The sequence below is a fragment of the Andreprevotia lacus DSM 23236 genome, assembly GCF_900176275.1.
GTDB lineage: Bacteria > Pseudomonadota > Gammaproteobacteria > Burkholderiales > Chitinibacteraceae > Andreprevotia > Andreprevotia lacus.
Genome location: NZ_FWXD01000006.1, coordinates 1 through 25,243 on the forward strand (window position 1 = coordinate 1; position 25,243 = coordinate 25,243).

Sequence of the window (25,243 nt, forward strand, 5' to 3'; positions counted from 1 at the left end):
ATTGCCTACACCTTGTTGCGACGGCTGATGCGTCTGATGGCGGAGCAGCTGCAGGTGGCCCCGCAGCGAATCGGCTTTCATGTTGCAGCGATGGCGATCATCGATCTACTGCGCTTTGCGCCCTTGGAGTCTGCTGGAAACCTGCCTAAACGACTGGCATTGCTCTTTGAACAGGCACGGTTATTCGTGCTGCCGCCTCGGCGCGAGGGGCGGACTTATCCTCGAGTGGTCAAACGGCGTTCGGCGAAATACCCAAACAAAAATGCCAGTCAGGCTTAACTGACTGGCATTAGGCAAAGGCCGGGTTTTTTGCGTTCATGCTCTCTATGCAAACCGCTGTTGCATTCAGGCGAGCGCATGCTGTAGTTGCCGGCGCAGTGTGTGCTGCGCGCACTCGGCCTTGCTGGCCAGTGCGTTGCGCAGCACGTCGTCACCATCCAGCATCAGCCCTGCGGTCTGGCGTACCGTCAGATCGTGCCAGTCGCCCAGCAGGCTCTGTGCATTCTTCAAAGTAGGCAGCAATTTGCTCACGCGCCCTGGCTGCCACGGTTGGGTGTGCTCCAGCAAATAGCGCAGCCGTTTGATGGCGACGCGCAGCGTATGCCATTGCGTTTCATCCACCGGCTGGTGCAGCGTGTCGCACAAGGCGCGGGCACGGCGCTGTACCACGCGGCGGATGCGCTTGCGGATGTCCTTGCGGCGGCGGTCGCGCACGTCGGCAGCCAGCTGGATGCGGCTGGCGGTGCACAGCACCGGCCAGGTGATGCTGTCGGCCGCCGTGCGCAGCGCGGCATAGGCTTCATCTACACGTTGCTGTTGCAGTGCCTGGCTGACATGGTCGGCGGGCAGGGCGCCCAGCATTACTTCGGCATCGCGCGCGGGGCCGGTAAGCCGGAACAGCGCACGCCACGCGTCGCGCAGCGAGGGCTGCGCTGCATCCTTGCGCTGCAGCAGCGGCAACAGCGTGCGCAGGCCGCGCAGCGCGATGCGCAGCTTGTGCAATGCATCGGCCGCATCCGTGCTGCCCAGGCGACTGCGCTGGCTGTCGATTTCATCCAGCAGGCTGTTGATCTGCTGCAGGAGTTGCCGCTTGCGTGCCATTTCAGGCCTCGCCTTGCCAACTGGCCAGGAGTTGCAGGCCTTCCACCAGCGAGGGGACTACCGCGACACCGAGCGCCAGCGTTTCCGGTGTGGGCTGGCGCAAGTCCGGCACCATGATCACGCGGCAATCCGCGCTGTGGCCGGCACGCACTCCAAAGTTGGAATCTTCGAAGACCACGCAGTCTTGCGGCGGCACGCCGTGCAAGCCGGCGGCTTTCAGATAGATGTCCGGAGCCGGCTTGGGGTGTTCGATTTCGTCGCCGCAAACGGCAAAGGCAAAATAGGGCCACAGGCCGGCTGCTTTCAGGTGATGTTCGGCAATGCTTCGGCGCGTGGAGGTAGCCACGCCGATCGGCAGCCCTTGTGCCTTCAGCCAGTCGAGCAGGGCAATCAGACCCGGCTTGTGCGGAATCGCGCCCTCGGTCAGCTGCAGATAGCGTTCGTGTGTGGCCTCGCGCAGCAGATGGATGGGCGCATCGTCGCCCAGCTGGCTGATCAGCCAGGCATCGACCTTGCTCGAATGCATGCCGACCATGCCGAGCACCACTTCGTCGGCCAGCGTGATGCCCAGTTGCCCGGCTGCATCATGCCAGGCCCGGCAGGCGATGCGTTCGGTGTCGAGCATGAGGCCGTCCATGTCGAACAGGGCGGCGCGAATCGGGGCAGCGGTCATTGGCGTTAGAATGCGGGCTTAAAACCGTATGTTACCAGCCCGAGTTGGCCGATCCGATGTCCAAAATCAACAAATCCGTATCCGAGCCAGCTTGCCCGTGTGGCAGCGGCCAGCCGCTGAACCGCTGTTGCGGCATTTGCCATGCCGGCACCCCGGCCACCACGCCGGAGGCACTGATGCGCTCGCGCTACAGCGCTTATGTATTGGGGCTGGAGGATTATCTGTTGGCGAGCTGGCATGCCAGTACCCGGCCGGCAACGCTGGATTTGCAGGGGGATGCACCGGCCAAATGGCTGGGTCTGGCCATCAAGGCGGCCAGCCAGCAGGGTGATACCGGCGAGGTGGAGTTTGTTGCCCGCTACAAGGTCGGCGGCCGCGCCTATCGGCTGCACGAGCGCAGCCGCTTCGTACATGAGGACGGGCGCTGGTTTTACATCGACGGCGATATGCTGGAAGGCGGCTGATCGTTGTCTATGCTCTGGCCGGTCTCCTGTAGCCACAGCGTCAATAGCTCTGCCGGTGCCGGTTTGGCATACAGATAGCCCTGCGCCTCGTCACAGCCGAGCGAGCGCAGGATGGCAGCCTGCGCCGGGAACTCGACGCCCTCGGCCAGCACGCGGATGCCCAGCTTGTGACCCAGGTTGATCACCATTTCGGCAATGCTGGTTTCGCCGGTACCCATGTCGCGAATGAAGGCACGGTCGATCTTGAGCCGGTCGGCCTTCAGCCGCTGCAGATAGGCCAGTGACGAGAAACCGGTGCCGAAATCATCAATGGCCACCTGTACACCCAGCCGCTTGAGCTGATCAATGCGCGCGATCACATCCTCTGGCTTGCGCATGGCTACGCTCTCGGTGATTTCCACCTCGATCAGCTCGGGGGGAATCAGGTAGCGGCGCAATGCCTCGGCCAGCAGGTCGATCAAGCCGTCGTGATTGAACTGCACCATCGATACGTTGATGGCTACGCGCAGCCCACCCAAGCCCTGGTCGCGCCAGGTGGCGATCTGCTTGCAGACCGTATCGAGCAGCCATTCGCCCAGCTCGATGATCAGGCCGGATTGCTCGGCCAGCGGGATGAACTGGTCGGGCGGAATCAGTTGGCCATCAGGCAGCGGCCAGCGCACCAGCGCCTCGACGGCAATCACCTGACCGGTTTGCAATTCGATTTGCGGCTGGTAGTGCACGGTAAGCTGGTTGCCGCCTATGGCCAGCTCCAGATCGTTGAGCAGCGACAGACGCTGGCGCGATGCGCTGCTCATCGATGGCGAGAACCACAGCAGCCCACCACGCATGCCCTGCTTGGCGAGGTTGAGTGCGATGGTGACATCCTTCAGGCAGCCCAGGCCGCTGGCCTCGGTATCGGCCAGCCGCGCAGCGGCCACGGTAACCTGCACGCGCAGCTGGTGTGAAGCCACGCTGAACGGGCGGTCGAACGCACGCAGTATCTTGTCGATGTCCAGCCTGGCGGCCCGGCCGGCGATGGCGAACATGTCCACGTCAACCCGCGCCAGCAACGTGTCCTGTGGCAGCAGACCACGCAGCCGGTGAGTAATGCTTTGTAGTAGCTGGTCGCCGATCAGATGGCCGAGGGCATCGTTGATCTGCGAGAAATGGTCGACATCGATCAACAGCACGCATTCGTCGCCGACTGCATGCGCGCGCAGCTGATCAAGCTGGCTGACCAGCTGGGTGCGGTTGGGCACGTGGCAGAGCGGGTCGATATAGGCCAGCTCCTGCAGCTGGGCGAACAGCGCGATGTTCTCCAGACCGATGGCGATATTGCTGCAGAACACCTCGGTGAGCTGGCATTCCACATCGTCGAGCGGCCGGCCGGTGTGCAGGTAGACCACCGCTTCCAGATCACGCTGGCGCGACATGAACAGCACGGCGTAGTCCGGTGCATACAGATTGCTGCGCGAGCGGATCACGTGCTCGATGCTGTTGCTCAGGTCGGCACGATCCAGCGCCGACAGCGAAATGCCTTCATAGGACAGGAAGCGCCCGGAGGCGCTGGCAATGGTCCACGCATGTTGCGGCCGGCGGCCGGGAGAGCGCGGGTTGAAGACGCAAATCAGTCCCTCACAGGGCAGGCGCAGCAGCTCGGCGATATTGGACAGCACGCGATGTGCGAAGCCGTCGAGCGAACGGCGCTCCAGCAACTGGCTGGAGGCTTCGACGATCAATTCCAGCCCGCGCTTGCTGGTGTTGATGGCGTTGAGCTGCTGATACGAGCGGATTGCCGTGGTGAGCGTGGTCAGCAAGCGGATTTGCGAGAGGTCCGACTTGGTCTTGTAGTCGTTGATGCCGTAGTCGCGGATCACCTGGTATTCGGGCGCATAGCCGGGGTGGCCGGTGCGCAGCACGATGCGCAACTCCTGCAGGTTGAGCTGGTTGCGGATTGCATCGGCCACCAGCAGACCGTCGTTGTCCCCTTGCATCACGACATCGAGCAGCACCACGGCGATGTTTTCCTCGCGTGCCAGTACGTGCAGCGCTTCGTCGCCGTTATAGGCGTGCAGAAACTCCAGCTCGCGGCCGAGGATGATGCTGTCGCGCAGCGCAAAGGTGGTGGCTAGATGCACATCCGGCTCGTCGTCGACGATGAGGATGCGCCAGCGTGGCGCTGGCTCGGGTGCTGCAACTTGCTCCTCGGAAAAGTGCAGCGTGTCCTGATCATCCGGCAGCAGCGCATTCATGCGGCGTGCTCCGGCGGCGCCATGCGGGGAAGCTTGATCTGTATCCGTGTGCCTGCATCTGGACTGCTGCTCACCTTGATGTTTCCCCCCAATACCTTGGTCACCAGTTCATGTACGCGGAACAAGCCCAGGCGCAGTGCCTGGCCGGGCACCGTTGCCACGTTCAGCGCAAACAGGTGCGGCAGATGTTCCGGCGCAATGCCGATGCCGTTGTCGTCTATATCGAGTGTAGCCGAGTCTGCGCTGGCCTGGCCGCTGATCTTGATCAGGCCGATACTGCGCCCGGCAAAAGCGTGCTGTTGCGCATTGCTGACCAGATGATCAATGACCTGTTGCAGCGCGCCGGGATAGCTGTCGAACTCGACGTGCGAAGGCAGATCGAGCTGCAGTTCGTAGGGCGTTTTCTTCAGCCTGTGGCGCAGCAGCGCGGCGTATTCATGCAGCGTTTCTTCCAGATCGAAACGGCGCCGCAGTGCGCCAGCCTGATCCAGCGTGGTCTGGCGGAAGCGGCTGATCAGCTCGTGCGCCAACAGCAAATTGCGCTCCAGCAGGGTGGCCGCATCCACGGCATCGGCCAGATACGCAACCAGCTGCGATTGCTTGAGTGATTTTTCCTGCAGTGATGCGGCGACGGCGCGCGTCTTGTCGGCCAGCGTACTGGAGACCGTGACGCAGTTGCCGATTGGCGTGCTGACTTCATGGGCAAAGCCGGGCACCAGATTGCCGACCAGCGCCTGGCCATCGCGCTGCATCAGCGCCTGCAGCAAGGCGTCTACCAGCGGTGGGGGGGCGTCGGACATAGTGTTGCGGGGCTCGTTGGAAAGTGGGGCGGATGGCATGTCTGAAACAGGAAACGCTCATTCTCTATTGATAGCTCCAGCTTGCTGACTGTGCCAGTGGCAGCCATATGTGGCAAGCGCGTAGCCACTCTGTGCCGCGTACCGGATGCCTGCCTGGCGTCGCCGACAAACCCCGCGTCCCTGATGCGGGCAAGGTGCGTGCAACCTGGCCGGCAGTGGTAGTGCATGGCCGTGATTTCCGCACCGCTTTTGGATCTTTTGGGGGCGTCAATCCATGTCGGGCGTTTCTCCGCCCACAACCCGGTAAATCACGTCCAGCGAAAAACCACGTGCAGCAAGAAAGCGCAGTTGCCTGGCACGCTCGGCCGCATCCTGCGGCGGGCTGGCAAACTTGCGCTGCCAGACGTGTTGCGCCCGACTGAATTCATCCTGCTCTACCTCGCCCAGTGCGTCGCTGATGTCGGTATCGGCCACGCCGCGCTGGCGTAGTTCGGCGCGCAGCCGGTTGCCGCCATAGCGTGCTGCGCGCGTACGCACCCATTGCTCGGCAAAGCGGCTGTCCGACAGCCAGCCGCGCGTGGCAAAGTCATCCAGCAACTGGTCCAGTGTCTCGGGCGGAGTATCTTCGTCCAGCCGGGCCGCCAGTTTGCGGCGCAGCTCGCTGCGGCTGTATTCGCGCTTGGCCAGCAATTGCAGCGCCTTGCTGCGCAATGCGGACATATTGTTCCTTGATGCATGCGGCCCGCAGCATTGCCTGCGGGCCTTGAAAAGCAAACTGGCCGCATGAGCGGCCAGTCGGGTGAGGGCAGAGGCTTATTCTGCCAGGGCTGCGTCGTCTTCCTCGGCAAAGCCCGGGTTGGCATCCAGCGGCAGGCTGGAAATGCCGATTTTGGCGCGGATCTTCTGTTCGATCTCGGCAGCCAGCTCCGGATTGTCCTTGAGGAAAATACGCGAATTTTCCAGACCCTGGCCGATCTTGTTGCCGTTGTAGCTGTACCAGGCGCCGGATTTCTCGACCACCTTGTGCGTCACGCCGTGCTCGATCAGCTCGCCTTCGCGCGAGATGCCTTCGCCATACAGGATGTCGAAGTTGATCACGCGGAACGGCGGCGCCACCTTGTTCTTGGCAACCTTGACCTTGGTGACGTTGCCGATGATTTCATCACCCTTTTTCACCGCACCGATACGGCGGATATCCAGGCGCACCGAGGCGTAGAACTTGAGGGCATTGCCGCCAGTGGTGGTTTCCGGGCTCTGGCCCGGCATCATCTGGCCGATCTTCATGCGCAGCTGGTTGATGAAGATCACCAGCGTATTGGTACGCTTGATGTTGGCGGTGAGCTTGCGCAATGCCTGGCTCATCAGGCGTGCCTGCAGGCCCGGCAACTGGTCACCCATTTCGCCTTCGATTTCGGCACGCGGCGTCAGCGCGGCGACCGAGTCGACCACGATGATGTCCACACCGCCCGAGCGCACCAACATGTCGCAGATTTCCAGGCCTTGCTCGCCGGTATCCGGTTGCGAGATCAGCATATCGGATACGTTGACGCCCAGTTTCTGCGCGTAGATCGGGTCGAGCGCGTTTTCGGCATCGATATAAGCGGCCACACCGCCGGCCTTCTGGATTTCCGCAACCACGTGCAGACACAGCGTTGTTTTACCCGACGATTCCGGGCCGTAGATTTCGACGATACGGCCGCGCGGCAGGCCGCCCACGCCCAGACCCAGATCAAGGCCGAGCGAACCGGTGGAAACCACCTGCAGATCGTTTTCGATCTGGTTTTCGCCCATCTTCATGATGGCGCCCTTGCCGAATTGGCGTTCGATCTGTGCAAGCGCTGCGGCGAGCGCCTTGCTCTTGTTGTCGTCCATGGCTGTTCCGTGTGGGTGATTACGAGGGAATAGGGCGATTATAGAACAATCGTTCTGTTTGGCAAGTGTTTTGCGTCATGGCATCAGGTTGAGTGGCGAAGCCGCGTGGAAAGGGCTGCTGTGGGCCGGCAGGGTGAAGTAGAAGGTAGCGCCCTGGCCCGGCTCGCTCTTTGCCCAGATGCGGCCATCGTGGCGATTGATGATGCGCTGCACCAGCGCGAGGCCAATGCCGTTGCCGCTGTAGTCCGAGTGCAGGCGCTGGAAGGGGTTGAACAGCTTGCTGGCCTGCGCCATGTCAAAGCCGATGCCGTTGTCGCTCACGTAGTAAACGCTCTGGCCGTGCACATGGGTGACGCCAACTTCGATGCGTGGGTGGCCCTGCTTGTCGGTGAACTTCCAGGCATTGTCGAGCAGGTTATACAGCGCGATGCGGATCAGCTTGGGGTCGGCCTCGACGTTCAGCGCAGGGGCAATGGCAATCTCGATGGGCCGGTTGGGCTGCAGCAGCTGGAATTCCTCGATGATTTCACGCGCGATGTCTGACAGGTCGATCAACTGCCGGCGCACGTCGCTGCGGTTGAGCTTGGCCAGCGACAGCAAGTCGTCGATCAGGGTGGCCATGGCCTGTGTAGCGCTGCGGATGCGTGCCAGATAGTTGCGCGCACTGGCATCGAGCTTGTCGCTGTAATCCTCGCGCAGCACCTGCGAGAAGCCGTCTATGGTACGCAGCGGCCCACGCAAATCCTGCGAGATCGAGTGCGACAGCGTATCCAGCTCGTGGTTGGCGGTGGCCAGTGCGCGCGTGCGCAGCTCGACGGTTTCTTCAAGGTGGTTGCGGTATTGTTCCAGCTCCAGCTCGGCTTGCTTGCGCGCGGTGATGTCGATCATGAAGCCCTGCAGCTGCCGCTGGTCACCCTCGCCACGGCTGGCGGCCATCAGCAGCACCCAGACCGTGCGGCCGTCCTTGGCGAGGAAGCGGCATTCAAACTCCAGCTCCTGATTGGTCGATTGCTCGCTGAACAGGCGATAGGCGAGGTGACGGTCGTCCGGATGCAGGTAGTTGGACAGGAAGGCTTCGTGGTACCACAGGGTCAAGGGGTAGCCGAGCAGCTTCTCAGCCTGCGAGCCGATATAGGTGAAGCGCCATTCGCTGGCATTGGCATCCCACGGGATGACTTGGGTCGATTCGATCAGCCGTTGATAGCGGTCCTGACTGACGCGCAGTGCCGATTCAATCTGCCGGCGGCTGAGGATGTCGGCTTCCAGTTGCAGGTTTTTCTGCTCCAGCGCCTCAACCATTGCATGCAGTGACTGGCGCGTGGTTTCCAGGTTGTGGCCCAATTGGCCGATTTCATCGCTGCGGTGCCAGACAAAGGGCTCATCCAGCTGGCGATTGGCCAGTTTGAGCGACTGGCGCGACAGCTCGGCCATCGGCTTGACCACGCGCGAGTTGAGCAGGAACAGGATCAGCCCCAGGCTGATGACCAGCTGCACGATGACGGCGCCCACATAGAGGTGTTGTTCCTGCTCGATGGCCGCGATTTCCTTGCCGTCATCCAGCTCGACGGTCACGGTGCCGATATTGTTGCCCTGCTTGCTCACCACGCGGGTCAGGGTGTGCACGTGGCCGGTGCGCCGCTCGGGCTTGCTGGCCGACAGGAACACACCCAGCGTGGTGTCATTGATGGTGACACGGATGATGCGGTCATCGCTCATCACCGAGTCGAGCAGGGGCCGGCCGGCATCGGGCGACAGGTTCCACAGTGGCTCCTGCATGCCCAGCACGAGAATGTCAGCAACGCGTTGATGGTCGCGCACGCTTTGCGCGCGCGCCTGATCCAGCTGACTGTTCAGCAACACCAGGCTATTGATCGCAGCCGGCACCAGCAGGCCGGCCAGGATGGCGAGAATGAGCGCAGCGCGGAGCGAAAGGTTTTTCATGTAAACGCTAGTTTGGCATGGCGCCGGTCGCCATAGTCTAGTTCAAGTTGCATGTCACCTGCATCCTGCAAATCTTGCAAACTGCAACAAGCTTGCTGCAAGGCAAAAAGATACCGAAAAACCACCCCTGCCCGCGGCGGCCGACGGCATAATCCGCAGCTCGGGGGTAGCAATATTATGCGGGTAATCGTATTGGGGGCTGGCGTGATCGGCGTCACGTCCGCCTGGTTCCTCAATCAGGCAGGTCATGATGTGACCGTGATCGAGCGCGCGCCGGAAGCTGCGCGCGAAACCAGTTATGCAAACGGCGGCCAGATTTCGGTTTGCCATGCCGAGCCATGGGCCAACCCCAAGGCACCGTGGCGCGTGCTGCAATGGCTGGGCGAGGAAGATGCACCGTTGTTGTTCCGTCTGCGTGCCGACCCGGCATTGTGGCGCTGGGGCTGGCAGTTTCTGCGCCAATGTACACCGGCACGTGCCAGAGCCAACCTGCAGCATCTGGTGCGCCTTGGCCTCTACAGCCGCAGCGAGTTGCAGGCGCTGCGTGCCGCAACCGGCATTCAATATGACGAGCGCCGCGAAGGCATACTTCATTTCTATACCGACGAGGCCGATTTTGCTGCCGCCATACCCGCCGCAGCACTGATGCGCGACACGGGGCTGGACCGCGAAGTGAAAACTGCTGCCGAGTGTCTCGCCATCGAGCCGGCGCTGGCGCGCTCGCATCGCCGCATCGTGGGTGGCACCTATACGCCGTCGGATGAATCCGGCGATGCGCGCCAGTTCACCAACGCGCTGGTGCAGCGTTGCGAGCAGCACGGCGTGCGCTTTCGCTACGACTGCCGCATTGACGGGCTGCAGGACGAGGGCGGCCGGATCAGCGCGGTGCAGGTGCATGGCGAACGTGGCGCAGAATTGTTGCGGGCCGATGCCTTCCTCGTCTGCCTGGGCAGCTATAGTGCGCTGCAACTGCGCCCGCTGGGCATCCGGCTCGATCTGTATCCGGCCAAGGGCTATTCGGCGACGATACCGTTGCGGGGCGGCGATATCGCGCCCACGGTCAGCCTGACCGATGACGGGCAAAAGCTGGTGTTCTCGCGCTTGGGCGAGCGGTTGCGCGTGGCGGGTACGGCCGAATTCAACGGCTACAACCTGGATCTCAATCCGGTGCGTTGCCGGGCTTTGCTGGAACGCACGCGCAGTATCTTTCCTGATATCGCCGGCTACGACGAGGCCGAGTTCTGGACCGGCTTGCGGCCGGCCACGCCGGGGAATCTGCCGTATATCGGCCGCACGCGTTACGCCAACCTCTACCTGAACACCGGCCATGGCACCCTGGGCTGGACCGAATGCTGTGGCTCGGGCCATGCCATTGCCGACCTGATGTCCGGGCGACAGCCGGCAGTTGAATTTCCGTTCATCGACGGCATCTGAAACGACAAGCGCCGTGGAAAATCACGGAGCAGGTACAATCTCACCGTTGCCGCGCCTGTCGCGGCCTTTTATTGCCGGGCGTGCTGCCCGCCATCAGGAGTTTTTCAGCATGACCATTACCGTCAACGGCGTTGAAATCAGCCAGGCTCGCATCGATGCCGAGGTGCCGAACTTTGAAGGCGCCCCGTCGCCGATCGATGCCGCCACCCAACAGCTGATCCTGCACGAGCTGCTGCTGCAGACCGCCGTTGCCCAAGGCCTGACCGGTGAAACCGAAGACGAAAAGATTGGTGCGTTGCTGGACACGGCCATTCAGGTTGCGCCGGCCGGCGAAGCCGAATGTCGCGCTTTCTATGAGCAGAACCCGCAAAGCTTCGTGCGTGGCGAGCAAGTTGAAGCCAGCCACATCCTGTTCTCGGCCGAGAACGGCGTGCCGGCCAGCCTGGTGCGCGCCAAGGCTGAAGGTATTCTGGCCGAACTGAAGGCCGAGCCGTACAAGTTTGAAGCCTATGCACGCGAACACTCGGCCTGCCCGTCGGGCAAGCAAGGTGGCAACCTGGGCAACTTTGGCCGTGGCCAGATGGTGCCGGAATTCGATGCCGCCGCATTCGCGCTGAATGAAGGCGAGTTGAGCCCGGAACTGGTCGAAACCCAGTTCGGTTTCCACATCATCAAGGCGGGCAAGAAGACCGCTGGCGAAAGCGTGTCCTTCGACGAAGTACAGGAACAGCTGCAGGACTATCTGACCAAGATGGCCGGCCGCCGCGCAATGAACGAATATCTGGGTACCCTGGTGAAGGGTGCCAAGATCGAAGGCTATCAGCTCGAAGCTTGATCGCTGCTCGTTTCACGAAAAACCCCGCTGCGGCGGGGTTTTTTCTTGCCTGTACTCAAGTAACCAATGCCTGCGTGATCATCGTGCCTGCTACCTGCGGCAAGGCGGCGATCACCGGTGAAGCATTGCCAAAGGTCTGGCTGGCGGTATACGCGCCTTCAATCAGCAGGGCCAGGCCGCAGGCCAGGGCGTGCGGGTCGGCAGCGCCGGCGGCCACGCTCAGCGCCGTCAGCCGGGCCAGCAGGTCACGCTTGTTGTGCGCCACCATCTCGCGGGCGAAGTGGGCCGGGTCGGCAAATTCAGCGGCAATGTTGACGAAAGGGCAGCCCCGGTAATCGGGCTGGCAGGCGCGCGCGGCCAGATCAATGAAAAACTGGCGCAGCGCGGCAGCTGCATCAGCCGGGTGCTTGTTGATACTGGCGTTGAAGTAGGCCCAGAACTTCTCGTCGCGTCGCAGCAGGTATTGCCGCAGCAGCTCGTCCTTGGAGCTGAACTGCCGGTACAGGCTCATCTTGTTGATACCGGCTTCCTTCACGACCGCATCCACGCCGACCGAACGCGCACCTTCGCGATAGAACAGGCTTTCCGCCGCATCCAGGATGCGGGCCGAGGCTTCGCTAGCGCTGACCACAATGCGTGGTGCGCGCGGCTTGCTGCTGGTGTCGTTCATGGCGGCTCGATCGTCATTGCCTCGTGATGATTGACAATGTTACCGCTCGGTACATATGATGACAAGGCGTTGTTACCGGTCGGTAACATTAAGGGCGCCGCCAGCGGTGCCACCAACAGGAATTGCCTCATGAAGCAACTTGCTGCGCGGCTGCAGGGCCGCATGCACTATGGCTGGATCGCCATTGCCGTCACCTTTCTGATCATGCTGGTGACTGCCGGCACGCGCGCCACGCCCAGCGTGATGATGGTGCCGCTGGAACACGAATTTGGCTGGAGCCGTGGCGCGATCTCGCTGGCCCTTTCGATCAACCTGGCGCTGTTCGGCCTGATGGGGCCGTTTGCCGCCGCTGCCATGCTGCGCTTCGGCCTGCGCCGCACCGTGATGCTGGCGCTGACCGTGCTGGCGGTATTCATTGGCCTGTCCAGCCTGATGCAGGCCACCTGGCAGCTGCAGCTCATCTGGGGGCTGATCGTCGGCTGTGCCACCGGGGCAACGTCGATGACCCTGGGGGCGACCGTGGTCAATCGCTGGTTTATAAAACAGCGCGGCCTCGCCATGGGCATCCTGACCGCCAGCTCGGCCACCGGGCAGCTGGTGTTCCTGCCCATCCTCGCGGCGTTGACCGAGCAACACGGCTGGCGGCCGGTGGTGCTGGTGGTGGCGGTGGCAGCTGCCGTCATCATTCCGCTGGTGTTGTTCCTGCTGCCCGAGCGGCCGGATCGCGTTGGACTGACGGCCTACGGTGCCAGTGCAGACGATGTGGTTGCACCGCCGCCGCAGCAGAGCCCGATCACGATTGCATTTGGCGCACTGGGCCGCGCAGCCCAAACGCGTGACTTCTGGCTGCTGTTTGCCAGCTTTTTCATCTGCGGCGCCAGTACCAACGGCTATATCGGCACGCACTTCATTGCCATGTGCGGTGACTACAACATCACGCCGGTGAAGGGCGCGGGCATTCTTGCCGCCATGGGGATTTTCGATCTGCTGGGCACGACATTGTCGGGCTGGCTGTCCGACCGCTACAACGCGCGGGTATTGCTGTTCTGGTACTACGGCCTGCGTGGATTGGCGCTGCTCTACCTGCCGTATGCGTTTGGTTTCGGTTTGCTCGGCTTGCCCTTGTTCAGCTTGTTCTACGGGCTGGACTGGGTGGCTACCGTCCCGCCGACGGTGCGGCTGACCACCGACCGCTTTGGCCGGCAGGATGCGCCCGTCGTGTTCGGCTGGGTGGTGGCGGGCCACCAGTTGGGCGCCGCATTTGCCGCGCTGGGTGCCGGTCTGCTGCGCAGCAGCCTGGGTTCGTACAATGTGGCAACGTGGATTTCGGGCGGCCTGTGCATTATTGGGGCGGTTCTTGTGTTGCGCATCAACCGCAATGACAAGGCAAGTGCGGACGGCAAGCCCGTGCTGGCCGGCGCGGCCGCCTGAGTACGGCCGACGCCGCTTCAGCGTTGTTGCACCCAGGCCAGCAGGTCCTGTAGCGGCATCGGCTCGGCGTAGTGGAAGCCTTGTGCCTCGCCGCAGCCCAGTGCGCGCAGGAAGCCGGCTTGTTCGGCGGTCTCCACGCCCTCGGCAATGGTGGTCAGGCCCAGGCGCTTGCCCAGCGCGATGATGGTCTCGGCAAACATGCCGCCCCGACCGGCGGCAATCTCGCTGATGAAGGCACGGTCGATTTTCAGGCAGTCTATCGGCAGGTCCTTGAGCTGGGACAGCGACGAATAGCCGGTGCCGAAGTCATCGATGGCAATGCGTACGCCCAGCGCCCGCAATGCCTGCAGACTGGAGACCACCACCTTGGGTTCGTCCATGGCGATGCTCTCGGTGATTTCCAGCTCCAGCGCGTTGGCGGGCACGCGCAAGCTGCCCAGCAAAGTGGCAATGCGCTCGGTCAGCCCGCCGGCGCGGAACTGCGGCATGCTGACATTGACCGCGATCCGGCGCGGAGCACCCTCGATGGCGATGAGCTGGTGATAGGCCAGACAAGCCTGCTGCATCACCCAGTCGCCGATTTCGACGATCAGCCCTGAATACTCAGCCAGCGGGATGAACACGGTGGGCGGATGCACAAAGCCGCTGCCGTCGGGCCAGCGCAGCAGTGCTTCCACACCCACCGCGCGGCCGCTGGCCATGTCGATCTGCGGCTGATACCAGACCACCAGCTTGCCGGCGTGAAAATCGTGCCGCAGCTGGCGGATGACCTCTTGCCGCCAGCGTGTATCGGCTTCCATCTCGCGCGTGAAGCGTTCGTGCTTGCCATGCAGGTTGCGCTTGGCCAGATTGAGCGCGATGGTGGCACGCTTGAGCAGTACAAAGCCCGTGTCGTCGCGGCTGATTGGGCATTCGCCCAGGGTGACGGTGACGGGCAACAGGTGCTCGCCCACCTCGAACGGGCGGGCCATCAGGCTGAAGATGCCCTGGGCATTCAACAGACCCGCAGGGCCAAGCACGCCGAACACGTCGGCGCCGATGCGTGCCACGGTGCAGTCGGGCAACTGGCGGCTGTCCAGTCGCGCGGCAACGGCCACCAGCAGCGCGTTGCCCACGTCGTGGCCCAGTGCATCGTTGATGTCGGCAAAGTGGTCGATATCCAGCAGCATCACCACCGGGTCGACCATGCCCTGCCGCGTGGCCGCATCCAGCTGCAGGATGAAATGGCTGCGGTTGGACAAGTGGGTAAGCGCATCGTGATACGCAGCGAAGTTCAGCTGCTCCACATGGCGCACATTGCTGAAGCAGGCCGTGATATTGGCGGCAAAGACTTCCAGCAATTGCTGGTCACCATTACCGAGCGGCTGCACGGTGTTGATGTAGACGGCGGCATCCTGATCGGCGCCGCCCAGGAACAGCGTGGTATGGCGCGCATCGAACTGGTGCTGGCCCTGCGCCATGGTGTTTTCGATGGCGAGGCGGATCTGCTGGTCTTCCAACTGATCCAGCGGACGGGCAATGAAGCGCGCCAGCCGGCCCGCCGCGCCAACGACGAACAGACGCTGCATGTCTTCGCCATCTGGCGTGCCGCGTTGCGCGCATACGATACCGTCCAGCGACAGCTTGAGCAGCGCGGTCAGCTGAGTGAGCACGCCCTCGGCAAACTGGCTGATGGCATGTGTTTCCATCAGGCAGGAGACCGCGCGCACGATCAGCTCCAGACCGCGCCGGTTCTCGGCAATGGTGCGTATCTGGTCGTATGAGCGCAGCGCGGCCATCAAGGCGGTGATCAGGCGCGTGCGTGTCAGCTCATCCTTGGTGCGGTAGTCATTGATGTCGTAGTCGGTGAAGACGGCCAGCTCCGGCGCATAGCCAGGCTGCCCGGTGCGCAGGATGATGCGCATCTCGGTCAGCGCCAGCGTGTTGCGGATATGTGCAACCAGCGCCAGCCCTGCGTCCTCGGTTTCCATCACCACGTCGAGCAATGCAACGGCAAAATCCTGCCGCTGCGCCAGAATGGCACGCGCCTCGCTGGCCGAGAGCGCATGCACCAGTTCCAGCGGCCGCCCCAGCAAGGTCAGCCCGGTCAGTGTGTAGCGGGTGGCGGCGTGGACTTCGTCATCATCATCGACCACCAGCACTGGCCAGCTGCGCAGCGGCTTGTTTGCACTGGGTGCGGGCTGGTCTGCAGCGAACTGCAGCAGCTCATCCTTGGGCAACAGGGTGCTCATCGCTGGAGGTATCCTGATAGAGAGGTGCTTGCAAAGGCAGGGTCAGCGTAAAACGGCATCCGCCACCTTCTGCATCGGCCAGCGCGAGCGCGCCGCCCAGCACGCCCTGCACCAGATTGAACACGATATACAGCCCCAGGCCGCTGCCACCCTGGCCCAGCTTGGTGGTGAAAAAGGGGTCGAACACGCGGCGCTTGAGCGCATCGGGTATGCCGCTGCCGTTGTCGCGGTACTCCAGCACGATATGGCTATCCTGCTGCCGGGCGCTGATGTGGATGACGCCGTCACTGTCCCCGCTAAAGCCGTGCCGCAGCGAGTTAGTCACCAGATTGGTGATGATCTGCTCCAGCGGCCCCGGGTAACTCATCATGTACAAGCCGGGCGGAATGTCGATTTCGATGCGGTGCGCGGTGTGCTTGTAAAGTGGGCGCAGCGTGGACACCAGCTCGGCAACAACCTGGCCCAGTTCGAATTCGCGCCGCCGCTCGCTGGTGGTATCGACGGCCACCTGCTTGAAGTTGTTGATCAGCCTGCCGGCACGCTGGCTGCTTTTTTCGATCAAGCCGGTAGCCTCCTCGCACGACTGCAGGAACTGCTCCAGCTCGGAACGCCTGAGCTGGTTGTCATCCAGCATCTGGCGAAACTCCTCGACTTTCTGCCTGAGCGTGGAAGCGACGGTCACGCTGTTGCCCAGCGGTGTGTTGAGCTCGTGCGCGATACCCGCCACCAGGCTGCCCAGCGACGCCAGCTTTTCCGACTGCACCAGCTGGCTCATGGCTTGTTTCAGTTCCTGGTGGCTGCGCTCCAGCGCAGCGGTGCGCTGCTGCACCTGTTGCTCAAGCTGATCGCGCGCGGCCAGCAACTCAACCTCGGCCCGCTTGCGCTCGGTAATGTCGAGGCCAATGGTGATGATGAGCGTTTCGCCGGATTCATCATGGATGGGGAAGAGTGAGGCAAGCAGCACACGCTCGGCACCATCGCGGTTGCGTATCTGCCATTCGCCGGCCGGCAGCGGCTGCATGGTGCTGGCCATGGCCCGGAACAATGCCAGCGCCTTGGCCGCATCCAGCTCGGAAACGATGCCCAGCGTCTGGAACGATCTGTTTCGTACTTCATCCTCCACCCAGCCCAGGATTTGCGCGCTGGCCGGATTCAGAAAGCGGAATTCTCCCTTCAGCGTCACCCCGTGGATCATCACCTCGGGGGCGTTGTCGAGTATGCCGCGCAGCAAATTCACCTTGCTGCGCAACGATGATTCAACGGTTTTCTGGGCGCTGATGTCGATCATCACGCCATCAATGATGCGCTGCCCCTGGGCATCGATGGAAACGTGGTTTCGCTCCGATATCCAGTGCTCAAGGCCCGCACGGTCGCGGATGCGGTATTCGATCTCGTGATCGGTGGTCGTGCCGTGCTCCAGATCGAGCGCTCGCCGGACACGCTCCCGGTCTTCCGGCACGATGAGGTCGCGGATGTTCTGCGCGCCAAGCAACTCGTCCGGCTCATAGCCGGTCAGCGCGGTTACTGCGGGGCTGAAGTAGACCTTGCGCCGCTCGGGGGCCGCAACGGCCCGGAAAACCACGCCCGGCACCTGATCGATCAGCGTACGGTAGTGCAGCTCGCTTTCCTGCAGTTTGGCATGGGTCTGTTGCAGGCTGGCCGCCCGTTGCAGGCTCTGGCGGTAAAGATCGAGCATCTTCAGCACCAGACCGAGGACGATCAGGATGGTCAGCGTGCCGCCCAGGCGCACGGCCAGTGCCAGGTTCTCGGTGCTGGCCTGCCGCCCCGGATAGTTGCCGAGGATGTCGTAGGCTTGCTGATAGTAAGTGCCGTTGCGCTCTCCACCAAAAGTGATGGTGAACAAGGTACCGGGTGATACCTCGGCGCTGCCGTTGATATAGGCAGGCTCGCCGCCACGGGGGCGAATCCAGCTGCGCAGGGCGATGCCCTGGGCGGGTTGCGAGATCAGCGAGAACACATCCTGATAACGCACAACCGTCAGCATCAGCTCGCGCGCTTGCCCCGGGCGCTCCAGCGGGAAGGCCATGAAGGTATAGGCATTGCCGCTGCGATCGTGAGCCACCGGGCTGGTTACGGTATGGCCGGCAGCGGGAAAGGCGGTGCGTATCAATGTGGCGGCTTGCGGGTCGATGGCAAGATCACGGCCGCGAGCCAGCAAGCCGTCGGTTTCGGTGCTGTAGATGATGGCCAGCGATGTACCGTCAGCCGAGACACGCGCATAGGCCAGCGGCAGCACGATGCGGCTGTCCCCGCGTTGCCGCAGGATTTCGATGCCATGCGCGAATTCATCCTCTGCCACCTCGCTGGAGCCGGCAAACAAGGCGGCCAGCCCGCGCAGCGTCTGGCGACGCAGATCAAGCCAGTCCGTCAGATTCTGGGCGATGCGCGCCGTATCCTGCTGGGCCAGCTTGCGCAGGTTTTCGTCTGCGGTCCGCGCGATATGATTGGCAGTGTGCAGGCACAGGGCAATGGCGATGGCGGCGATGACCACAGCCGCCATGCGCAGAAGGAGATGACGATGGGGTCGACGCAGCATGTCCGGCCTGCAACTCCCGCATTTTGGGAAAGTAATGCGTAATTACTTGATAAACCGGCGAACGGCTATCGGCAAGCTGTACTGTGCGGGCGGTCGGAGCCCGGCCCCTAAGATACGCAGGCAGAGCAGGGTGCCCCTGCCTGTCTGCTGTTGCCTCTGCCTGGCGCAAGTGGCTGATTTCCAAAGCCTGCTGCCCGTACCGCTGGTCGGCCAAGGCATGGCCACCATGGTAATGTCGGGGTGTGAAGCAGAACACGCGGGAGATGCAGCTCCCCGTTAAAAGCAGATGCCGGGAACCCGGCCTGGCCGGGCTCCCGATGCCGCCTTTTGACCACCAACCACAGGCAATGGCAATTCGCGTTCAGTGCAGCTTGAGGGTTGGCTGGGCCGCGCGCCGCAGCTTGTCGCCTATCCACAGCAGCACCGCCAGTACCCAGCCATGCACCGCCGCTTGATGCAGTCGGTACAGCGATGAATAAATCAGCTTGGCGCCACGCCCTTCCACGTAATAGTCCCGCTTGGGGCCGACCACCGCGGCCAGGCTGGCCACGGCAGCGTGCTTGCCCACCGAGACGATGATGCCCTGCGGTTTGAAGCGGAATGGGGTGACCTCGCGCCCGGCCTGCAGCGCTTCCAGCGCGTCGGCCAGCCAGCTGGCCTGTTGGTGCGCGACCTGCGCGGTGGCGGGCAGTGGCTTGCCGCCCTCGCCATCGGGGGCGCTGGCGCAATCGCCAATCGCGAAAATGTGCTTGTCGGTCAGCGTCTGCAGCGTGGTGGTCACCTCGATCTGGTTCAGCCGGTTGGTATGCAGCCCCAGGGTGCCCAGCCATTCGGCGGCCTTCACGCCGGCAGCCCAGACGCGGATATCCGATTCGATTACCTTGCCATCGGCCAGCACGAAGCCGCGCTCGTTCACCTCGGCCACGCGGCTGTTGCAGGCCACCAGGATGCCGCGTTGCAACAGTGCCTCGGTGGCGTAGTGCGACAGTGATTCCGGCGCGGTGGCCAGGATGCGCTCGGCACCCTCGATGATGGTGATTTCCAGTTGCGCCGGGGTGAGGCCGCCGCCGTAGTGGTGCAGCTCGCGGATGGTGTGGTCGATTTCCGCCGCCAGCTCGACGCCGGTCGGTCCGCCGCCGACGATGCCGATGTTGAGCTTGCGCACCGGGTCGCCCGAGTTGCCGACAGCAAACGATTGCGCAAGGATCTTGCGGCGCAGGTTTTCGGCATCCTCGGGGGTGTTGAGGAACATGCAGTGCGTTTGCGCGCCCGGCGTGCCGAAGTCGTTGGCGATGGCGCCCAGCGCCAGGATCAGCGTGTCGTAGCCGATCTCGCGCGCGGCAGCCAGTTCGTCGCCGTCCGGCCCGGTCACCGGGGCAATGCGGATGGTCTTGCGCTCGCGGTCCAGCCCGGCCATCCAGCCAAACTCGAAGCGATAGCCATTGCGGTAAGCGTGGCCGAAGTAATTGACCTCGTCCTCGCCGGTATTGAGTGCACCGGTGGCGACTTCATGCAGCAGCGGTTTCCAGATATGGGTGGCGGCGCCATCAACCAGCACGACATCGGCGCGCTTGCGCGCACCCAGCCTGCGGCCGAGGGTGGTGGCCAGTTCCAGGCCACCGGCGCCACCGCCAACAATCACGATACGGGGAAGATCTGCTGCTTTCGCCATGATGCCGCTCCACGCTGATTGAATGCTGACAGCATGCCACGCTGCTGCAGGGCAGCATAGGTAACTACTGCCGCCCTTGTATGGATTTCGTCTATACGGTTTTGAAACCGGGTGACCCCCCGCAAGCGCTGCAGACCATGAGCGCAGCGCCGGCCGGCTTCAAGCTCCGGCTGGCAGGTAGTCGGCGATATTCACCGCATCGATCTGCTCGGGCAGCAGGTAGCGTTTGGCATAGGTGAGGTAGACACCGCTGTGCAGGAACAGCGCGAACAGCTCGGGGTCGATGTGCTGCTCCTGCTGCATGCGCGCCATGATGGTCAGCGCTTCGCTCAGGGTCTTGCCCACCTTGTAGGGGCGGTCGATGGCGGTCAGTGCCTCGAAAATGTCGGCAATCGCCATCATGCGCGCTTCCACGCTCATCTCGTCGCGTGACAGCCGCTTGGGGTAACCGTTGCCGTCCATGCGTTCGTGGTGGCCACCGGCAATTTCGGGCACGCGCAGCAGATGCTTGGGTAGCGGCAGGCTGTCGAGCATGATGATGGTCTGCACGATATGGTCATTGATGATATAGCGCTCTTCATCGGTGAGCGTGCCGCGCGAGATGGACAGGTTGTGCAGCTCGCCACGATTGAACTTGTGCTCGGGCGTGCGCAGCTTGAAACCCCAGCGGTTGTCCTCGGCCATGATTTCGCCGGGGTTGCGCGGCAGGATGTGCTCGGGTTTGTCGGCCAGCAACGATTCCCACACTGGCAGCGTGACTTCGCCGACCTGCTTGCGGCGCTTTTCTGCCCACGACAGCCCGAGGTTGTCGTCCAGCGTGCGTTGCCATTGGCGCTGTGCGATCTGGCGCAGCCGCTGCAGTTTGTCGGGCGCCAGGTATTCGCCACCGGTATTGCACTCGGCAACGAAGGCAAACTCGTCGTTCAACGTCTGCAGCAGCGCATCGCGTTCTGCCGCCAGCGTGATTGTATCCCCACCGCCGGCTACCCCTTGCCAATAGGCGATCTCGGCATCGCGCTTCAGGACCTCGAAGCGGGTACGGATTTCGTGGATGCGGTCGTACAGCGTTTCCAGCTTGGTAGCCTTGTCGACCACGTACTCCGGCGTGGTGACCTTGCCGCAGTCGTGCAGCCAGCAGGCGATATGCAGCACCTCGCGGTCCTCCTCGCTCAGCCGGTAATCCTTGAACGGGCCGTCGCTGGCCTCGTGTGCGGCTTCGGCCAGCGCCTTGGTCAGCTCGGGCACGCGCTGGCAGTGGCCGCCGGTATAGGGGCTTTTGGCGTCGATGGCGCCGGCAATCAGCGTGATGAAGCAATTGAGCAGCGCTTTCTGGCCTTGCAACAGCCGCTGGCTTTCAATCGCGATGGCTGCGGTGCCGGACAGCGCTTCGATGAAGGCGATGCGCTCGGGTGAAACGGCCTCGCGCTCATTGGGCAGGAACAGGCACAACACGCCCACCAGCTCACCTGCACGATTGGTCAGCGGCGGCGCGATCATCTGCACACGTGCGCTGCCGAAATGCGCATCGATGAACTGCAGCGATGCGGGGCGGGGGGAGGTCAGGAGCAGGATTTCCGTGCGGCGGTCCTTTACTGCCTGTACCAGCGGCTCTGTGGTATCAGAGAGCGGAATGTCGCCCAGCCTGTCGACGCCGACGGCTTCGTTTTGCCAGCGCATTGCTGCTGGCGTGAGTTTGCTGCCCGTATCGTCAAGCAGGTAGATCGCTCCGCCTTCGGCCCCTGCAGCACCGAGCATTTCTGCCAGCACGCGGTCCAGCAATTGCTCGAAGCGCGTTTCCGCACTCAGGCTAAGGCTGATATCGAGAAAGCGGCGTATGGTGCGCTTGAGCTTGCCGATGGCATCGGTCAGCTCGGCCACCTCTTTGACGCGTGACTCGGTTGATAATTCGCCTTCAAACTCGAAGCGGTGTATCCGCTGTGCCTCGTGGGTCAGTTTGCGCAGCTGACCGGCGATATGGGCTGAGAGCATCCAGACCAGTGGCAGCGACAGGAGGACAACGGCCACGGTGGCCAGCAGCGTCTTGTTGCGCACGGTGCGCGCATCGGCGTACAGCTCGGCAGTCGGAGCTGCCAGCAACAGCCAGGTGGATGATCCGCTGGCGCTGCCCACCGGCACGATGGCGGTCAGCCATTCGTGCCCGCTGGCGTCGATCCGGCTGCGCCGGTCTGCCATCACCGGCTTGCCGGCTGGCAGCAACACCTGCAGCAGCGGCACGTGCAGGTCTTCCAGCAGGGCGGGCCGCCAGCCGGTGTCCTTGCTGGCATCGGCCATCAGCAGTTTTTCCTGCTCGGGATAGGCCAGTACGCGGCGCTGGTCATCGAACAGCAAGAGCTGGGCCGAGACGGTCGGCTTGCCGGCGGCAAGCGCGGACGAGAGCCGCGTCAGTGTCAGCGTGGCAGCCGCGACGGCGCTGGCGTCGCGATTGCGGTGCGCAAATGCCAGCCCCAGCTCGCCGGTGGTAAAGGTGGCAAAGGGGTCGGTACGCACTAGGCCATCCTGCGCTACCGCTTGCTTGTACCACGGCCGCTGGCGCGGGTCGTACTGATAGTCGGGGCGCTCGTCGTCGCGCAACATGGTCAGGTTGGCGTCGTAGTAGATGTAGCGGCGGTCCACCGGCAGCGTGCCGTTGCCGACGTCGATCGACTGCATCAAATAGGTGGCCTTTGCCGGTGCGGCCAGCGCCTTGCGCAATCTGTCGTCATCCAGCGTGCGCAACTGGAAGAACGAACCGTCATCCCAGCCCACATACAGGCTGAGCGACTGCGGATTGGCATTGAGCATTTCACGCAGCGTGTCGAGGTTTTCCAGCCGCTCGCCCAGATCATGGGCGTGCATCAGCGGCTGACGGGCCAGCAGGTTGACCAGCGCGCCGGTGGGGCGGTACAGCCGTTCAAGGCTGACCGTCATTTCGCGCGCGGTGCGCTCGAAGTCGGCCTGCGCTTGGGTCAGCGCGGTTTCCTGGCTTTGCTGGTAGACGAACCAGCCTATGCCCAGGCCCGTAAGCAGGATAAGTAGTGTGAACAGCGTGGCGATATGCACGCGCAAAGGGAAATTGCGCTGCAGCGTGTGGGGAAGTCCCATCATGGCGATACCGGTATGGCGGTCTGCATGAAAGCAGCATAGCCAAGCCGGCCGGCGCCTGCGTCAGCGCCTGTTTACGACCTGCTGGCGAGGGTGTAATCAGGGCGCAGGCGCAGCGCGAGATCCTCATGCTGCTGGAGTGCGCTCCGCCGCCGCCGGTGCTGTTTTCTCACCCTGGGACTACCGCAGGGGCGCTCAGCCCGCTGCGCGGTGGCGGCGGATTTCCTGTTGCAACAGCAACAGATCGCGCCAGGCCTTGGCCTTGTCGGGCAGATTGCGCAGCAGGTAGGCCGGGTGATAGCTCACCACCACCGGTGTGGCCTTGTACTGGTGTACCTTGCCGCGCAATGCCCCCACGGGTGCGTCGGTTTCCAGCAGTGTCTGGATGGCAAAGCGGCCGCTGGCGAAAATGACCTTGGGCTGCAGCAGCTCAATCTGCCGGCGCAGCAGTGGCGCACAATGTGCGACTTCCTCTACCGTCGGGTTGCGGTTGCCCGGCGGGCGGCACTTGAGCACGTTGGCGATGAAGACCTGCTCGCCGCGTTTTTCACCCACTGCCGCCAGCATGCTGTCGAGCAATTTGCCGGCTGCGCCGACAAAGGGCTCGCCACGTTTATCCTCTTCGGCCCCCGGGGCTTCGCCCACTACCAGTACGTCGGCTGCCGGCTGACCGACGCCGAACACGGTCTGCGTACGACTCTGGCACAGGCTGCACGCGGTGCATTGCGCTACTTCCTGCTGCAATCCATTCCAGTCCAGCGCGGCGATGCGTGCCGCGCGCTCGTCATCGATGGGGATGACCGGCTTGGCCGCAGCAGCTGCGGCAGCCTTGCTGGCCGGGGTGGGCACGACGACCACCGGTGCCATCGAACGCTTGGCTGGCGTCGGCTCGGCAACAGGGGTCGCAGTGGCTGCAGCGCCTGGGGCGGGCGCTTCGGCGGCGGGGGCGTCATGCACTGCGGCCGCGTTGGCTGCCTCGATCTCGGCCAGCCGGGTGCGGCGGACCCAAAGCGGCCCCAGACCGAGTGCATCAAGTGCCCGGGCGCGCAGGCTCATGCTGCGGCGCTCAGATAAAAGGCATACAGGTGTGCGTCTTCACGCCCGCCTGCACACGGATAATAGTTGCGGCGCTGGCCGATTTCGTTGGCGCCCGCGCCCTGATACAGCGCCTGCGCGCGCAGATTGCTGGCGCGTACTTCCAGAAACAGCTCGACCACGCCGTCGTTGCCCAGTTGCACCAGAATGGCTTCCAGCAGCGCGCGGCCCAGGCCCTTGCCTTGTTCGGCGGGAGCCACCGCGATCATCAACAGCTCGGCCTGATCCAGCGTGCGGCTGATTACGGCGGCGCCGGTCAGTGCGCCCTTGGCATTACGCATGCCGACTACCTGCTGCTGCTTGATGGTGTCGCGCCACAGCGGTGGTGTCCACGGATGGATGTTGGTGACGGCATCCAGCGCAACCAGTGCATCGGCATCGGCGAGGGTGAGTGCTTCGAGCTTCACTTCTTGACCCGCTCGTGCGTTTTCAGCGCCACCTTGTCGCGCAGGTAAACCAGCGGCGCATCGTGCGGCGGCACGCCCAGTCCGGCGGCAAAGCGTGGCAGTGCCAGCGCCAGCATCTCTGCAGCGCGCGGCAGTGCCTCGCCGTGGGTTGCCGACAGATGGGCTCCCAACCTGCCCTGCAACGCATCGGCATAAGCCGCAAAGCCGCTGCCCAGACCCAGCCAGCCATTGCCCTCGGGCTGTGGCACGGCATCCGGGTCGGCCAGCGTGGGCGGAGTGACCTCTTGCCAGCCATCGCCACTGCGGCGATAGGCGGCGCAATAAACCTGGTTCATGCGTGCGTCGAGACAGGCATAGACCCGGTCTTGCCCGGCCGGCGCCTGTGCAGCCAGCGCTTCCAGCGTGGATACGCCCACCACGGGCACGCCCAGCCCGAACGCCAGCCCCTGGGCCAGTCCGCAGGCGATGCGCAAACCGGTGAACGAACCCGGCCCCATGCCATAGGCCACGCCCTTGATCTGGCTGCGTGCAACGCCGTGTTCGGCCAGAAAGGCTTCCAGATAGGGCAGGGTGTGTTCTGCATGGCGCTGGCCGGCTTGCCAGTCGCGCGCGACAACGCCGTCCGGCGTGGACAGCGCAAGCGACAGTTGTTCGGTCGAGGTATCGAGGGCGATGAAAGTCATGGGTGACGCAGATGAAACAACCGGATGATTCTATCACGCCG

Annotated in this window: 19 protein-coding genes and 1 pseudogene; 5 read left to right on the forward strand and 15 right to left on the reverse strand. The window is 63.3% G+C overall.

Annotated features, from left to right (window positions below; translation table 11 throughout):
- Positions 1-279: pseudogene (locus B9A19_RS22035) on the forward strand (IS4 family transposase); the annotation flags it as partial.
- 66 nt (positions 280-345) lie between these two features.
- On the opposite strand, the gene B9A19_RS06120 reads toward B9A19_RS22035, so the two are convergent.
- Positions 346-1,101 carry a CHAD domain-containing protein gene (locus B9A19_RS06120; protein WP_084089899.1) on the reverse strand — a complete coding sequence of 252 codons (756 nt, stop codon included), beginning with the start codon at positions 1,099-1,101 and terminating at the stop codon, positions 346-348.
- Between the two features lies 1 nt (position 1,102).
- Positions 1,103-1,774, reverse strand: a complete 672-nt coding sequence (locus tag B9A19_RS06125; protein ID WP_084089900.1) for an HAD family hydrolase — start codon at positions 1,772-1,774, stop codon at positions 1,103-1,105.
- A 56-nt stretch (positions 1,775-1,830) separates the two neighbouring features.
- On the opposite strand from B9A19_RS06125, the gene B9A19_RS06130 reads away from it, so the two are divergent.
- Positions 1,831-2,238, forward strand: coding sequence for a YchJ family protein (locus B9A19_RS06130; protein ID WP_084090064.1), 408 nt, complete (start codon positions 1,831-1,833; stop codon positions 2,236-2,238).
- Here B9A19_RS06130 and B9A19_RS06135 read toward each other — a convergent pair.
- From B9A19_RS06135 to B9A19_RS06155, 5 genes are all read right to left on the reverse strand, one after another.
- Positions 2,205-4,472, reverse strand: coding sequence for an EAL domain-containing response regulator (locus B9A19_RS06135; RefSeq protein WP_084089901.1), 2,268 nt, complete (start codon positions 4,470-4,472; stop codon positions 2,205-2,207). The genes B9A19_RS06130 and B9A19_RS06135 overlap by 34 nt on opposite strands.
- Positions 4,469-5,272, reverse strand: a complete 804-nt coding sequence (locus B9A19_RS06140; RefSeq protein ID WP_176216813.1) for a sensor histidine kinase — start codon at positions 5,270-5,272, stop codon at positions 4,469-4,471. Before B9A19_RS06140 ends, B9A19_RS06135 begins: the two co-directional genes overlap by 4 nt.
- 267 nt (positions 5,273-5,539) lie before the next feature.
- On the reverse strand, positions 5,540-5,992 hold the full coding sequence (gene recX, locus B9A19_RS06145; RefSeq protein ID WP_084089903.1) for a recombination regulator RecX: 453 nt from the start codon (positions 5,990-5,992) through the stop codon (positions 5,540-5,542).
- 93 nt (positions 5,993-6,085) lie between these two features.
- The gene (gene recA / locus B9A19_RS06150; protein WP_084089904.1) at positions 6,086-7,144 is read right to left on the reverse strand and encodes a recombinase RecA; all 1,059 of its coding nucleotides are present in this window, start codon (positions 7,142-7,144) and stop codon (positions 6,086-6,088) included.
- A 75-nt stretch (positions 7,145-7,219) separates the two neighbouring features.
- Positions 7,220-9,085: a sensor histidine kinase gene (locus tag B9A19_RS06155; RefSeq protein ID WP_084089905.1), complete on the reverse strand. Its 1,866-nt coding sequence runs from the start codon at positions 9,083-9,085 to the stop codon at positions 7,220-7,222.
- A gap of 51 nt (positions 9,086-9,136) precedes the next feature.
- Between B9A19_RS06155 and B9A19_RS06160 the strand changes: the two genes are divergently transcribed.
- A complete protein-coding gene (locus B9A19_RS06160; protein ID WP_373277998.1) occupies positions 9,137-10,519 on the forward strand; it encodes a D-amino acid dehydrogenase in 1,383 nt (460 codons plus the stop codon).
- Positions 10,520-10,628: 109 nt separating this feature from the next.
- Positions 10,629-11,354, forward strand: a complete 726-nt coding sequence (locus B9A19_RS06165; protein ID WP_084090065.1) for a peptidylprolyl isomerase — start codon at positions 10,629-10,631, stop codon at positions 11,352-11,354.
- A 55-nt stretch (positions 11,355-11,409) separates the two neighbouring features.
- Here B9A19_RS06165 and B9A19_RS06170 read toward each other — a convergent pair whose 3' ends face one another.
- Positions 11,410-12,024, reverse strand: a complete 615-nt coding sequence (locus tag B9A19_RS06170) for a TetR/AcrR family transcriptional regulator (RefSeq protein WP_084089907.1) — start codon at positions 12,022-12,024, stop codon at positions 11,410-11,412.
- 129 nt (positions 12,025-12,153) lie between these two features.
- Here B9A19_RS06170 and B9A19_RS06175 point away from each other — a divergent pair, with 129 nt between their 5' ends.
- The gene (locus B9A19_RS06175) at positions 12,154-13,455 is read left to right on the forward strand and encodes an MFS transporter (RefSeq protein WP_084089908.1); all 1,302 of its coding nucleotides are present in this window, start codon (positions 12,154-12,156) and stop codon (positions 13,453-13,455) included.
- 17 nt (positions 13,456-13,472) lie between these two features.
- Here B9A19_RS06175 and B9A19_RS06180 read toward each other — a convergent pair whose 3' ends face one another.
- From B9A19_RS06180 to tsaB, 7 genes are all read right to left on the reverse strand, one after another.
- Positions 13,473-15,686, reverse strand: a complete 2,214-nt coding sequence (locus B9A19_RS06180) for a putative bifunctional diguanylate cyclase/phosphodiesterase (RefSeq protein WP_084089909.1) — start codon at positions 15,684-15,686, stop codon at positions 13,473-13,475.
- Positions 15,661-18,243, reverse strand: coding sequence for a PAS domain-containing sensor histidine kinase (locus tag B9A19_RS06185; protein ID WP_084089910.1), 2,583 nt, complete (start codon positions 18,241-18,243; stop codon positions 15,661-15,663). The genes B9A19_RS06180 and B9A19_RS06185 overlap by 26 nt, the downstream gene beginning before the upstream one ends.
- 361 nt (positions 18,244-18,604) lie before the next feature.
- A complete protein-coding gene (locus tag B9A19_RS06190) occupies positions 18,605-19,915 on the reverse strand; it encodes an NAD(P)/FAD-dependent oxidoreductase (RefSeq protein WP_084089911.1) in 1,311 nt (436 codons plus the stop codon).
- 159 nt (positions 19,916-20,074) lie between these two features.
- Positions 20,075-23,020, reverse strand: coding sequence for an HD domain-containing phosphohydrolase (locus tag B9A19_RS06195; protein WP_084089912.1), 2,946 nt, complete (start codon positions 23,018-23,020; stop codon positions 20,075-20,077).
- A gap of 192 nt (positions 23,021-23,212) precedes the next feature.
- The gene (locus tag B9A19_RS06200; protein WP_084089913.1) at positions 23,213-24,073 is read right to left on the reverse strand and encodes a uracil-DNA glycosylase; all 861 of its coding nucleotides are present in this window, start codon (positions 24,071-24,073) and stop codon (positions 23,213-23,215) included.
- Positions 24,070-24,519 carry a ribosomal protein S18-alanine N-acetyltransferase gene (gene rimI, locus B9A19_RS06205; RefSeq protein WP_084089914.1) on the reverse strand — a complete coding sequence of 150 codons (450 nt, stop codon included), beginning with the start codon at positions 24,517-24,519 and terminating at the stop codon, positions 24,070-24,072. Before rimI ends, B9A19_RS06200 begins: the two co-directional genes overlap by 4 nt.
- The gene (tsaB, locus tag B9A19_RS06210; protein WP_084089915.1) at positions 24,516-25,202 is read right to left on the reverse strand and encodes a tRNA (adenosine(37)-N6)-threonylcarbamoyltransferase complex dimerization subunit type 1 TsaB; all 687 of its coding nucleotides are present in this window, start codon (positions 25,200-25,202) and stop codon (positions 24,516-24,518) included. The genes rimI and tsaB overlap by 4 nt, the downstream gene beginning before the upstream one ends.
- Positions 25,203-25,243: the final 41 nt, after the last annotated feature.